Origin of the sequence: Enterococcus sp. 10F3_DIV0382, assembly GCF_002140245.1 — a bacterium.
GTDB lineage: Bacteria > Bacillota > Bacilli > Lactobacillales > Enterococcaceae > Enterococcus_B > Enterococcus_B lactis.
The window spans coordinates 1,603,930-1,616,607 of record NZ_NGMF01000001.1 but is presented as its reverse complement, the minus strand read 5'-3'; the positions used below and the strand labels follow the sequence as shown (position 1 = coordinate 1,616,607).

Genomic DNA, 12,678 nt, shown 5'->3' with positions numbered 1-12,678 from the left:
CTAAAGGAAGTGGATAAATGAAAGAAACAAGACAATTTATATGGACATATGCCAAAATTATTTTTGCCCTCTTTATATTAGGAGTCGCTATAAATATGTTTTTAGGGCCTCATCATATCGCTGCTGGTGGTGTCAGCGGACTAGGAATATTACTGGAAGCTGCTTTCGGTTTTGACCGTGCTATAGTCATTTTAGTATTGAATATCGCTATGTTAGTGCTAGCTCTTCTGTTTTTAGGTAAAAAACCTTTTTTCAAAGTGCTTTTTGGAAGCTTAGTTTTTCCTTTGATCATCGCGGTAGTACCAGAGATGATGATTACTTCAGATCGGTTGTTATCTGTCATTTTTGGAAGTGCGATTTTTGCTTTAGGAGTGGCCATCTTATATAAAAATAACTCTTCCAGTGGTGGCACGACGATCCCTCCCCTCATTTTTAAAAAATATTTCCACTTGAACACTTCGATCGGCCTGTTTCTTACAGATGCTTTCGTCGTTTCTCTCAATCTGTTTGTTTTTGGAATAGAAGAATTTCTTTACGCTATCTTATCTATTGCAATCACTTCAATCGTCATGACCTATATCGAAACAGGGATCAATCGGAAGAAATCCGTCATGGTTATGAGCGAACATTCTTTGGAAGACATTCGCCTTCGCTTAAGTGCTGAAATTGGACGCGGGCTTACCTTGCTGGAGGCAAAAGGCGGCTATAACCGAAAGTCAAAAGAAGTGTTATTGATCGTTGTGACCGATCATGAATTCTCTCGAATGAAACCTCTGATAGAAGAAATTGATCCAAGCGCCTTTGTCATTGTCAACAGCGTAGCAGAAGTAATGGGACGCGGATTTACTTATCATCCAATCGAATGAGTTGGTAAGTAATCAACCCTATTATTTTGAATGCGTTTTCTTTAACTGGTATAATAATAGAAGAAGTAAGTAAATGTTCGATTGAAAAAGAGAGGAGAATTTTATGCATAAAGGAACAGAAATCGATTTTGTATTAAATGATAGTTTGAAAGCTCTAAAACTTTATCAAACGATCTTTGATGAAATAGAACTGATTGAGGCAACAGAGTATCCTAGAGGCAATAATGAAGTCATTTTTCCTTGTATGGCACGCGGTTCCATATGCTGGATGACAATCCGCCCCTTGGTCTGACTGCCCCTACTGCTGAACATCCAAATACGATCTGGTTCAATATCATCGTCTCTGACATTAAGGACACACATAATAAAGCATTACGAAATGGCTGTGTAGAGATCCAAGAAATGACAGAAATGATGGACTTTGGTGTGACCAATTCGATGTTCAGGGATCCTTTTGGTTATTTATGGATGCTTCATCAGGTTCATCGTGAAGTAAGTTTTGAAGAAAGAAAACAACTTTTTGAAAAATATATGTAAAGTTTATGATGGGATTAGTTCTTGTCACTGATATTTTTTTGTAAATATTCTTATTAGAGGAAGCAAGTTTGTTCCATGTGCTTTCTCTTTTTTCTTGAATAATCAATTTCTTTGCTTTTTATAATTAAATTGTGTACAATCTAATTGCATCAAATATAATAAAAGGTGGTAATCTTATGAAAAAAATGTATTCTACAAAAATGATCAACACAGGCGGACGTTCTGGAGAAGTCCATAATCCTGATCACACATTCGAATTAAATATTGCAGCTCCTGGTAAACGTGTTGAAAACGCAACAAATCCTGAACAATTGTTTGCAGCTGGTTTCAGTGCCTGTTTCAACAGTGCATTGGAGTTGATTAAACAACAAAAAAATATTTCTGGCGCTTCTACTGTCAGCGCACAAGTTTCTCTTTATTCCGAAAGTGAAATGAGCTTTGTCTTAGGCGTAGAGATTGAAGGATCTATCGAAGGCCTTTCTCTAGAAGAAACCCAAGAATTATTAGAAGCTGCACATAAAGTGTGCCCTTATTCAAAAGCGACAGCTGGAAATATCGAAGTTACTCTGAAAGCTGTTAGTGAATAGACTTTTTTGTGTAAATCCGCTATGATACACTATAGTGAAACAGCGGAGGTGGAAAAATGGAAGATCTATATTTAGCTAATCAAGTATGTTTTCCTTTATATGCCGCCTCTAAGGAGATCATCAGGCACTACACTCCCCTTCTCAAACCGCTGGATCTTACCTATACCCAGTATCTTGTGATGCTAGTTTTATGGGAAAAGAAAAAGACTACAGTGAAAGAGCTAGGAAATGATTTGTGTCTGGATTCTGGTACGCTAACCCCCTTACTGAAGAAGTTAGCAGAAAAAAATTATATCAAGCGTCAGCGTGAAACGGATGACGAAAGAATCGTAAATGTTACGCTCACTTCTCAAGGAGTTGCGTTGCAAAAACAAGCAGAAGGTATTCCACAAAAGATCAAGTCTTATCTTCCGCTTGAACAGGAAGAATTGGATACACTGCAACATCTGACCCGAAAAATGCTAGATAATTTTCATCAAGACCAGAAAAAGGGCTGAAACTGCTAGATGAACGATTTTATGAGGAAAACCAACTCATAAGATAACGTCATTTAGCGGTTTTTCTTTTTGCTCTTTCCCTTTCTTATTTTCGTATTCCATCATATAATGAATAACGTGTTTATTTTTGTTATTTGGAGGTTGTCAAATTGTCCGTTTATCAGCGTTTTTTGGCGAATGAAAAAATACGCCGCCTCACTGTTTTATTATCTGTCATTTTTGTACTTTTCTTAGTAAGAAGTATGATTACAACCATTTTACTCACATTTATCTTTACTTACTTGATGATCCACCTTGTTCAAATCATTCAGCGATTTGTCCGAATCCCTACAGGTATTTTAGCCATCATGATTTATACATTGATCGTTTATCTTATCTATCTGGCATTCACAAAGTATATCCCGATGCTTATTCATCAAACATTCGATATGATCCAATCTGTTATTGATTTTTACGAGCATCAACCAAAAGATGCAGATCCAGTTTTACAATACATCCACAATTATATCGAGCGGAACGATTTCTTTGAACAGCTTCAAAATGGCGCGTCAATTGCGCTTGGCTATTTACAAGATATAGGAAAACTGGCAGTGGCGTTCGCTATGTCGTTCATCTTAAGTTTCTTTTTTATGATTGAAAAGCAAAAAACGATTTTTTTCTCACGGTTATTTCTAAAAAGTGAGTTTTCTTGGTTCTTTCAAGATCTATATTATTTCGCCGATAAGTTTGTCAATACATTTGGTTTAGTATTAGAAGCTCAATTTATTATTGCTCTTTTAAACACCCTGCTCACAACTATTGCCTTGGCCGCATTTGGCTTTCACCAACTGCTGAGCTTAGCAATTATGATATTCATTCTAAGTCTGATCCCAGTAGCAGGCGTTATTATTTCTTGTATTCCTCTATCTTTCATTGCTTATTCACAAGGAGGAATCAGAGATGTTGTTTATATCCTGATGACGATTTTGGTTGTGCATCTGATCGAATCTTATGTACTGAACCCAAAATTAATGTCTAGCAAAACAGACTTGCCGATTTTTTATACATTCGTGGTCTTGCTTGTTAGTGAACGATTCTTTGGCGTTTGGGGATTGATTGTCGGCATCCCGATTTTCACCTTCTTTTTAGATGTGCTGAAAGTGAAAAAGATTCCGAATCATTCACCAAGAGAAACAGATCTCCTTTAAATTAAAAATGAAGAAAGATAAAAATTAGAACGACCCTAAATATCAGATTTAGAATCTGTTATTCAGGGTCGTTTTATTAATATTACTTTTTCGTTTGTAAAAATGTGTTCTCCGACATTCTTCAAATGTCAGTGTCATCTATTTTGTTTAAATCTTTTTACAGAAAACATCATTGTTATGCTTAATAGAATGATTCCGCTCCACAGTATGACTTTATTTTGTGCTTCTCCGGATTTTGGCAGCTGTTTATTTTTCGTATCAGGACTAGCAAGGATTGTATCTTTGCTACTTTTTAAAGTCTCAGCTGGGTGAGGGCTATCAAATCGTTGTGTGTGTGTATTCTGCTTCTCTTTATTTATTTGTTGAATGGTTGTATCTATTTTTTGACTCTCTTTCTTTTCATCCTTTTGGGTGCTTATCTCTTTTGCTGTTATATTTGTTTCAGGTGTTTTTTCTGGCATTTCTGGGACCACATCTGGCTTTTCTTCAGGAACCCTATTTGGTGTTTCTGGATTCTCGGTTTCATTATCCGTGTCTGGTTTTTCTTCTGGTCTTGCTTCGTTGCTAGAGTCTGTATCTGGTTCTGGAGTCACATCTGGTTTCTCTGGATTCTCGGTTTCATTATCTGTGCCTGGTTTTTCTTCGGGAGTTGTTTCAGGTTTTGATTCATTGTCTGGCTCCGGCTTCATTTCTGTATCAGGCTCTTCACCAGATTCTATTTCCGGTTGCTGTTCTCCGTCTGGATTTTCTGTAGGCGGTATATCAGGCTTGTTTTCATTTTCTGGTTTATCCGTTGGTTCCCCAACAAGATCTCCTCCTCCTGAGTCGGTTGCTGAATCTTGCTCAACTGTCTGCCGTTGACTATACGGCGTCAAATAATGAAGATCGTTCGGTAAGCCATCTGCTACTTTGACAGTAAACAGTGCTGGTTTTAGCAAGTCCTGATTTAATGTGACGGTGAAAGTAAATGTTGCTTGCTTGTGTTGGATAGACAAAGTATTCTCGTCGTAACTGATCAATAAAGCAGGGTCAACATTCTCAAATGTAACAGCTGATTGTCGTATCGGTGCTAAGTCTCCCGAATAATCAACTGTTGCTTTGATGGTCGCTGTTTGTCCTTTTTTCAATTTTGTGACACCTGAATTGAAGGAAGAAAATTCATCTTGGAAAGTAATTCGATTAACATTGGCCCATTTGGTTTCTGCCCAATTTGCTGTTCCTATCTCCTCTGTATGCACTGTCTGATTTATAGTAAGCGATAAGCTTAAGGCTGTAAATGTTGAGATTAAGATGGTTGGATATCTCATAACTCTCTCACTCCTTGATTTTTTTGTATGCAAGAAATAAGATAGTAGAGATTGTACCTATATGTTTACTGTCTTTTTGTCTAGATTCATGAAAAAAACAGTAATATTTTCTAGTTTTAACAATTTAAGTAAAAAGGAGCGCCCTTCATGCAAACCCAAGAAGCGATAAAAACGTATCTTTTAAAGAAAAAAAGCAATACAAAATTAGATATTTTTCTTTTCCTGTCTGAACATCGTTTCTTTATTACTACACAATATTTAGCAGATCATTTCCATATGTCTGAATCAAATTTTCTATTATACATCAAAGAATTAGAACAAGATTTTGAGCGTCTAAATCTAACAGAATTGCATATTGATAAACAAAAACCTTTTTTGAAGTTGAATTTTGAAGGAATTGATCCGGCTTATTGCTACTATCGTCTATTTGGAAGGTACTGCAACGAATCGGTCAGTTATGAGATCTTGACTTCTTTGTTCAGTTGTCAGACAAATTCGATTATCAGTTTAAGTCAGCAAACGAACTATAGTGCCTCTTATCTGTATACGAAAATGAAAAAAATCAATGCATTTTTAGCATTGTATGGTTTGTCTGTCTCCTTTTCTAATAATGGAAGAAAGTCCTTTTCTGGAAAAGAAGTACAAATCCAATATGCAGCATTAGATATTTATTGGAATATCTTTTCAAGTACTGCTACAGATTTTTATGATGAAGAACCACAGGTAGTTGCTTTTATGATGAATACTTTTTTTAAAAAAGAGGTACTTGACCGACTGAATAGCGGTATGATGGATAAATTATATTTGCTGTTGAAAATATGTAAAGAGAATTTTCCGGCTACTTCTGTAAAAGGTGTACAAAGAGAGTTTGAGGAGTATGAATATATTGACTTTTTTATTGATCCCTCTGTCGATATTTTGCGTCCCAATCTGCCAATTTGTCGCGAACAACGCATCCTAGTGAATATTTTAGCTCGGCTCTCTATCACGAAAATCGAATCAGAAAAAACAAGTTTGGAGCAATACGAACTTTTAAGAAAAGCAAATGTTCCTCATGTTCTTTATTCAAGAAAAATGGTGGAATCCTTTTGTACTGTATTTGATTTGCTTATGCCTGAAAAAGAAAAGATTCTTTACTCGTTGGCGTTCGCACGAAATAAACTTTATAATGGATTTCTTAACTTCAATCAACCAAATACGCCCCTTCCTACTTTTATGCTTTATCAAGAGCATAACGTATTGAAAGAATTCCAAACAGCTATTGAACGATTTTACATGGATTTCAGAGAACAAAATCAACATATGCTGCCAGATATTTTAGAAAAAGAAAATGTGCTATGGATGGTCGAAGATCTAGTACATTTATATGATCGTTACAAAAAACAACCGCTGATCGTTATTGGTGTGAACTATACGCGTGATTTTTATATCAGTAAAGATTTGATTGTTAAGATAGAACAAATTTTTTCAAATGAATCGATCAAAATACAAAACGATTTTATGGAGAACTGTAACATCGTTATCAGTGACTGCCCTTTGAAACAGTTGCCTTCCCACATCAAAAAAATATATATTTTAAAGGGAATCATCACACCAGAAGATTGGAAAAAAGTGATTATGAGGATTTCAGAATATATTTTTGAATTAAAAGAAGAGGCTCTTATGAACCAATCGGAAAAAGAAAATCAAGATAACCTCTAGTTCCTAGACCAAAGAAGTGACATAAATCCGTATACTGTTGAAAAGCATACGGATTTATGTCACAAAAATTTGAATATCTTTTTCTTTTACATAATAAAATTATAAATTATTTACTGGTTTTCTTTACGTTCGTTTCCTTTTTCAATTGCTTCCCATAATCCATTTAGATATACCGCACCTAATGCTCGATCATATAAGCCATATCCTGGTCTTCCTGTCTCATTCCAAATCATTCTGCCATGATCAGGGCGGATGTATCCGTCAAATCCGTTGTCATACATTGTTTTTAGTATACGGTACATGTCTAATGAACCGTATTCTGATTTATGCGGTGCCTCATAGAAATCTCGATTATCTAAAAACTTGATATTTCGAACGTGAGCAAATGGGATCCGGTCTCTTTGGCAAAATTCTGCTAAAATTTCATACACATCATTTTCTGGATCTTCTGCAATACTTCCTGTACAAAGAGTGATTCCGTTAGAAGGACTGTCTACTACTCGGCACAACCAATCTAGGTCTTCTCGATTCTTTACGATTCGAGGTAATCCAAAAATCGAGTACGGCGGGTCATCTGGGTGTACAGCCATTTTGACCCCTACCTCTTCACATGTCGGGATGATTGATTGAAGAAAATAAGCAAAATTTTCTCGAAGTTTTTCTTCGTCTATTGATGCATACGCTTCAAGCAAAGATTTGATATGAGCTAAGCGTTCAGGTTCCCACCCCGGCAACTCGAATTCATTGCTGGACTGTTCGATGCGTTCGACGATTTCTTTTGGATCAGCTGGAATATCAGCGGATATAAAAGCTAACGTAGATGAGCCATCTTCTAAGCGGTAATCAAGATCAGATTTGACCCAATCAAATACAGGCATAAAATTATAGCAGATGACTTCTATTCCATATTCTGCCAAGTTTCGAATCGTCTGCTTATAGTTTTCGATATACTGCTCACGGGATGGTAAACCAATTTTAATGGCATCATGCACATTGACGCTTTCGATAACCTTTAGTGTCAATCCACGAGACTCAATTTCTTCTTTTAATTCTTTGATCCGTTCCCTAGGCCACACTTCTCCTACTGGTATGTCCATCAATGTGCCTACAATACCTTTGACTGCAGGTATTTGTCTGATTTCATCTAAAGCAATCTTTTCCTCTTGTGAACCGTACCATCTAAAAGTCATTTCCATTATAAAGTTCCTCCATGTTCTTGTAAGTAATTCTGTAATGTTTTTCGTACGGCATTGGGTCCTGCCAACATTTTGATGAACATTCCTTCTATTTTTCTGCCAATCTCAGCTTGATAAAGATCTACACCAAAAATTTCTTTATTTGACAAAATAGGAACAATTTTCTCTTGGATATGTGAGGTATCTTGCGTACCCAATTGAATATCAGAAAGCCTGTGCTGAAGTTCCACCAGCAAAGGATCTGGACTCGGTGTGAATGGTTTTCCTTGATCATCAAGGCCAATAAGGTATCGAAGCCAAGCAGCGAGAATCAATGGGATGAACACAAGAGTCTGCGGGTCCTTATTTTCTATTTCCATATATTTTTTAATCGTCTCACCGTAACGAATCGCCACCTTTTGAGAGGTATCCGTGGCGATTCGCTGAGGCATGTCAGGAATATTTGGATTAGAAAATCGCACAGTGACTACTTCTTCAAGAAAGGTCTTTGGATCAATGATTCCAGGCGATTCTACGACTGGAAGACCTTCATTGTACCCGATTTCAGAAACTAACAGTGACAAATCTGGATCTTTCATCTCTTCAGCTATACTCCTATAACCCAGTAAACAACCCATAATAGCTAAAGCCGTATGCAAAGGATTAAGACAAGTCGTCACTTTCATCGTATCTGCTTTATCTACCGTTGCACGATCAGTCAAGAACACTCCAGCTTTTTCGAATCTCGGACGTCTGTTTGGAAAATGATCTTCCATGATTAAATAATGGATATCTTCTGTATTGACGAATGGCGCAATATTGGTTCCCTTTGCGGTTTGCAAGATCGATATATTTAAAAAACCTTCTTCTGCCAACATTCTGCTAACTGATATGGAAGGATTCGGAGTGATACGATCAATCATTGTCCATGGAAACGCAACGATTTCTTCATTCGATAAGTATTGGATAAATGTTTCTGGTACATAACCTTCCTTTTGCCATTCTTTTGCAATCGTTAGCAACGAAGTACGTAATTGACTGCCGTTTTGTGAAAAATTATCTGTAGAGACAAGTGCAATCGGCCAAGCTCCCGATAAAAACCGTCTATAAAGTAGTGCAGCAAGAATATTCATCGTATGTGATGGCTTTTTCGGACCATTTTTTATATCAACTGCAATCGGTCCTATATATTTATTACTTGTATCTTTCAATCGATAACCTTTTTCAGTAATAGCAAAAGTAACTAATTGTAAACTCGGATTTTCAAAGTGACCAATCATCTTAGCAAAGTGTTCCGAACAATCTGGATGACAATACAGACTGTCAGCTGTCGCAGCTAATACACGTTTGATAAATTTTCCACTGCTTGGCATGACCACTTCAAGAATCAAATCATCAAAAACTCGGTAAGCCTTTTCAATTATTTCTTCATCGAATGTTTCACAAACAATGACACCAGTGGGCAATTCGCCTTGATCCGCTAAACATTGAGCGATTTCTGCATGAAATCCTCGATAAAGATTTCCGCCACCAAAATGGATCCAGACAGGATTTCTTTGTCCAGTTTCTCTTAATGATGCACGGTCAAAATGAGGTATTTCTACTTCTTTTTGAGATAATTCAGGAATAAAGTTCTCCCAGTTGTTTAAATCAATCATTTTTCCCCTCCTAAACTAACATATCAGTTTTTGTCTTCAAATGAATTTTATGCAATAAAAACCGCTATGTCAATCAAAATTTTACTATTTGTACAAATCTACGAGTTAAAGTGACATATCAGATTGTTTTTCAGATCTCTTCTGTTATACTACGTTCATAGAAATGATTTTGGAGGTATAAAAATGAAAAGTAGCTTGCAATCTCAAGCTTACCAAGCGATTCGTAAACAAATCATCTATGCGGACCTAGAACCTGGAAGAAAAATATCTGAAAAAGCGCTGGAGGAACATCTTTCTATCGGCCGGACCCCCATTCGCGAAGCATTGATTCAACTACGTCAGCAAGAACTCGTGTACACAGTTCCTCAAAGTGGTACGTATGTTTCAAGAATCAATCTCTATTCTGCAGAAAATGCTCGATTTGTTCGAGAACAATTAGAACAGCAAATCATGATTGAATGCTGTTCCAAATTGGACCATCAAACACGAATAGTGTTAGAAACGATTTTAAAAGAACAAGAAAAAGCAGCCCAAATAAAGGATGAACGTGCGTTTTTTCGTGCAGATAATTTATTTCATGAAGCTTGTTTCGAAATTGCCGGCAGAAAAGAAGTTTGGAACTGGTTAGATGACCACAATACCCATTTAGAACGTTTTCGTTGGTTAAGAGTGACTATACAAGGGCTTCCATGGGAAACGATCATGGAACAACATGAAGATTTATTCAGAGCATTAGTCGATAAAAAACCAGAAGAAGCTCGTTTTCAAACGGGATTGCACTTGCACATGATGCTGAAAGAACAAGAAACTGTCACTCAACGTTATCCTGAGTATTTCAAGTAGTTGTATTTTCTTATGCCTCTTCCATTTTATAATTAACCAGCGTTTTTGAGTAATCTTTATTAAATAACAAAATATTCATTGACTTTCTAACTCCAACTAAATTACAATCATTATAAATAAATAATTATTATTGGAGGTTTTACTATGTCATTGATTGGGAAAAAAATCGAAGAATTTAACGCTCAAGCTTATCATCAAGGAGAATTTTTAGAAATTAGCGAGAAAGACCTTATGGGGAATTGGAGCATCCTATGTTTCTACCCAGCAGATTTCACTTTTGTTTGCCCCACTGAACTAGAAGACTTACAAGAACAATACAGCACCTTGAAATCTTTGGGTGTTGAAGTCTTTTCTTGCTCTACAGATACCCATTTTACTCACAAAGCATGGCATGATACATCAGATGCTATCGGTAAAATCGAATACACGATGATTGGCGATCCTTCGCATCGGATTTCTCGTATTTTTGATGTGTTGGATGAAGAACAAGGATTAGCTCAACGAGGAACATTTATTATTGATCCAGACGGCATCGTTCAAGCTATGGAAATCAATGCAGATGGAATTGGCCGTGATGCTAGTGCACTGATTGATAAGATACGGGCTGCTCAATATGTACGTACCCACCCAGGTGAAGTTTGTCCGGCAAAATGGAAAGAAAGTGGCGAAACATTGAAACCAAGTTTTGATCTTGTTGGAAAAATTTAGGTGGTCGACATGTTAGATAAAGAAACTAAACAAAACCTCGAACAATATTTAGCACTGATTGAATCTCCTATTGTTTTTTCTGTTAGTTTGGATACTAGTGAAAATAGTCAAAAATTAGCAGAATTTACGAAGGAAATATCAGAAATGTCTCCTAAAATCTCTTGGGAAAAAAAAGAGTTGATGCGGACACCTAGTTTTTCTATCAGCCCTCTTGGCAAAGAAAGTGGAATTATTTTTGCTGGTATCCCCCTCGGTCATGAATTTGCTTCTTTTTTACTAGCACTGTTACAAATTAGTGGACGGGCACCAAAAATCAGTGAGTCTTTGAGTCTCAAAATCAAACAAATCAAACAAAAGCTGCATTTTGACAGTTATGTTAGCTTGACTTGTCACAATTGCCCGGACGTTGTACAGGCATTGAATATATTAGCTGTATTAAATCCAAATATTACTCATACGATGATTGAAGGCGGTATGTTCCAAAAAGAAATTGATGATAAACAAATCATGGCAGTGCCAACAGTGTTTTTAAATGGTGAAGAATTTAGTAGCGGACGCATGACGATCGAACAAATCGTTGAAAAAATCACTGGTCCTTTGGTTGAAGAAGAATTATTTGAAAAAAAACCTTATGATGTATTAGTGGTCGGTGGCGGACCAGCAGCTAGTAGTGCAGCTATCTATGCAGCACGTAAAGGAATCCGCACAGGGATTGTTGCTGACTCCTTCGGTGGACAAGTCGTTGAAACACTGGGAATTGAAAACATGATTGGTACCCCTTACACAGAAGGGCCAAAATTAATGCAGCAAGTAGAAAATCATGTGCGTAGTTACCCTATCGATATTATGATCAATCAAGAGGCTGTTTCCTTAAATAAAGAGCAAGATTTTATCAATATCGGCTTGGCTAACGGTATATCACTTCAAGCAAAAACTGCAATTATTGCGACAGGTGCGCACTGGCGTTCTATCAATGTACCGGGCGAAAAAGAGTTTAAAAATAAAGGAATTGCTTATTGTCCACACTGTGACGGTCCTCTATTTAAAGGAAAAGAGATTGCTGTTATCGGCGGTGGTAATTCTGGTGTTGAAGCAGCAATTGATTTGGCTGGGTTAGCAAAACATGTATATGTTCTAGAATTCTTACCAGAATTAAAAGCAGATCAAATCTTACAGGATAAACTAGTCTCTCTTGCGAATGTCACTGTTATCAAACATGCAGCGACGAAAGAAATCAGCGGTACGAATCAGGTAGAATCTCTCTCCTATATCGATCGCCGTACGATGGAGATGCATACACTAGCTGTTTCAGGAGTATTCATTCTAGTCGGCTTACTCCCTAATACGGATTGGCTAGATGGAACGATCGAAATGAATCCAAGAAATGAAATAGTGACCGAGAAAAATGGCGCAACGAATATCCCCGGCGTTTTCGCAGCTGGTGATTGTACAGATAGTCCATACAAACAAATCATCGTTTCAATGGGTTCAGGAGCTACTGCAGCTTTAGGAGCATTCGATTATCTGATGCGCACTTGAACTATAAAGATTGTACAAAAGACAGATAGGGGTTGTGAGCCTGCCGTTCAGCTCCGAGTCACAAGGAACAATT

Annotated in this window: 11 protein-coding genes and 1 pseudogene; 9 read left to right on the top strand and 3 right to left on the bottom strand. The window is 36.9% G+C overall.

Translation table 11 applies throughout. From position 1 onward, the window contains the following. The first annotated feature begins 17 nt into the window (after positions 1-17). From A5849_RS08180 to A5849_RS08160, 5 genes and pseudogenes are all read left to right on the top strand, one after another. On the top strand, positions 18-866 hold the full coding sequence (locus A5849_RS08180; protein ID WP_002309208.1) for a YitT family protein: 849 nt from the start codon (positions 18-20) through the stop codon (positions 864-866). Between the two features lie 103 nt (positions 867-969). Then, a pseudogene (locus A5849_RS08175) lies at positions 970-1,403 on the top strand (VOC family protein). 176 nt (positions 1,404-1,579) lie between these two features. Further along, complete coding sequence (locus A5849_RS08170) at positions 1,580-1,990, top strand: organic hydroperoxide resistance protein (protein ID WP_002290719.1); 411 nt, start codon at positions 1,580-1,582, stop codon at positions 1,988-1,990. 56 nt (positions 1,991-2,046) lie between these two features. Further along, on the top strand, positions 2,047-2,487 hold the full coding sequence (locus A5849_RS08165) for a MarR family winged helix-turn-helix transcriptional regulator (RefSeq protein WP_002290718.1): 441 nt from the start codon (positions 2,047-2,049) through the stop codon (positions 2,485-2,487). A gap of 149 nt (positions 2,488-2,636) precedes the next feature. Further along, positions 2,637-3,674, top strand: coding sequence for an AI-2E family transporter (locus A5849_RS08160; RefSeq protein WP_002319949.1), 1,038 nt, complete (start codon positions 2,637-2,639; stop codon positions 3,672-3,674). Between the two features lie 134 nt (positions 3,675-3,808). Here the strand turns inward: A5849_RS08160 and A5849_RS08155 are convergent, their stop codons facing one another. Continuing rightward, the gene (locus A5849_RS08155; protein WP_086310035.1) at positions 3,809-4,981 is read right to left on the bottom strand and encodes an LPXTG cell wall anchor domain-containing protein; all 1,173 of its coding nucleotides are present in this window, start codon (positions 4,979-4,981) and stop codon (positions 3,809-3,811) included. Positions 4,982-5,128: 147 nt separating this feature from the next. On the opposite strand from A5849_RS08155, the gene A5849_RS08150 reads away from it, so the two are divergent. Then, on the top strand, positions 5,129-6,682 hold the full coding sequence (locus A5849_RS08150; RefSeq protein ID WP_086310034.1) for a helix-turn-helix domain-containing protein: 1,554 nt from the start codon (positions 5,129-5,131) through the stop codon (positions 6,680-6,682). A gap of 110 nt (positions 6,683-6,792) precedes the next feature. Here A5849_RS08150 and uxuA read toward each other — a convergent pair whose 3' ends face one another. Both uxuA and A5849_RS08140 read right to left on the bottom strand, forming a co-directional pair. Then, positions 6,793-7,878 (bottom strand): mannonate dehydratase, encoded by a 1,086-nt coding sequence (gene uxuA, locus A5849_RS08145; protein WP_002309202.1) that lies wholly within the window; start codon positions 7,876-7,878, stop codon positions 6,793-6,795. After that, the gene (locus tag A5849_RS08140; protein ID WP_086310033.1) at positions 7,878-9,515 is read right to left on the bottom strand and encodes a mannitol dehydrogenase family protein; all 1,638 of its coding nucleotides are present in this window, start codon (positions 9,513-9,515) and stop codon (positions 7,878-7,880) included. The genes uxuA and A5849_RS08140 overlap by 1 nt, the downstream gene beginning before the upstream one ends. A 183-nt stretch (positions 9,516-9,698) precedes the next feature. Between A5849_RS08140 and A5849_RS08135 the strand changes: the two genes are divergently transcribed. The 3 genes from A5849_RS08135 (at position 9,699) to ahpF (ending at position 12,605) form a co-directional block, all read left to right on the top strand. Then, positions 9,699-10,358, top strand: a complete 660-nt coding sequence (locus A5849_RS08135; protein WP_002316279.1) for a GntR family transcriptional regulator — start codon at positions 9,699-9,701, stop codon at positions 10,356-10,358. Positions 10,359-10,502: 144 nt separating this feature from the next. Beyond that, positions 10,503-11,066 (top strand): alkyl hydroperoxide reductase subunit C, encoded by a 564-nt coding sequence (gene ahpC, locus A5849_RS08130; RefSeq protein ID WP_002290708.1) that lies wholly within the window; start codon positions 10,503-10,505, stop codon positions 11,064-11,066. Between the two features lie 9 nt (positions 11,067-11,075). Further along, complete coding sequence (gene ahpF, locus A5849_RS08125; RefSeq protein ID WP_002306667.1) at positions 11,076-12,605, top strand: alkyl hydroperoxide reductase subunit F; 1,530 nt, start codon at positions 11,076-11,078, stop codon at positions 12,603-12,605. The last annotated feature ends 73 nt before the right edge of the window (positions 12,606-12,678 follow it).

What these genes read in the sequence shown, in the direction of transcription:
- A5849_RS08180 (WP_002309208.1), top strand. Translation starts at nt 18, where the DNA reads ATGAAAGAAACAAGACAATTTATATGGACATATGCCAAAATTATTTTT.
- A5849_RS08170 (WP_002290719.1), top strand. Translation starts at nt 1,580, where the DNA reads ATGAAAAAAATGTATTCTACAAAAATGATCAACACAGGCGGACGTTCT.
- A5849_RS08165 (WP_002290718.1), top strand. Translation starts at nt 2,047, where the DNA reads ATGGAAGATCTATATTTAGCTAATCAAGTATGTTTTCCTTTATATGCC.
- A5849_RS08155 (WP_086310035.1), bottom strand. Translation starts at nt 4,981, where the DNA reads ATGAGATATCCAACCATCTTAATCTCAACATTTACAGCCTTAAGCTTA.
- A5849_RS08150 (WP_086310034.1), top strand. Translation starts at nt 5,129, where the DNA reads ATGCAAACCCAAGAAGCGATAAAAACGTATCTTTTAAAGAAAAAAAGC.
- uxuA (WP_002309202.1), bottom strand. Translation starts at nt 7,878, where the DNA reads ATGGAAATGACTTTTAGATGGTACGGTTCACAAGAGGAAAAGATTGCT.
- A5849_RS08140 (WP_086310033.1), bottom strand. Translation starts at nt 9,515, where the DNA reads ATGATTGATTTAAACAACTGGGAGAACTTTATTCCTGAATTATCTCAA.
- A5849_RS08135 (WP_002316279.1), top strand. Translation starts at nt 9,699, where the DNA reads ATGAAAAGTAGCTTGCAATCTCAAGCTTACCAAGCGATTCGTAAACAA.
- ahpC (WP_002290708.1), top strand. Translation starts at nt 10,503, where the DNA reads ATGTCATTGATTGGGAAAAAAATCGAAGAATTTAACGCTCAAGCTTAT.
- ahpF (WP_002306667.1), top strand. Translation starts at nt 11,076, where the DNA reads ATGTTAGATAAAGAAACTAAACAAAACCTCGAACAATATTTAGCACTG.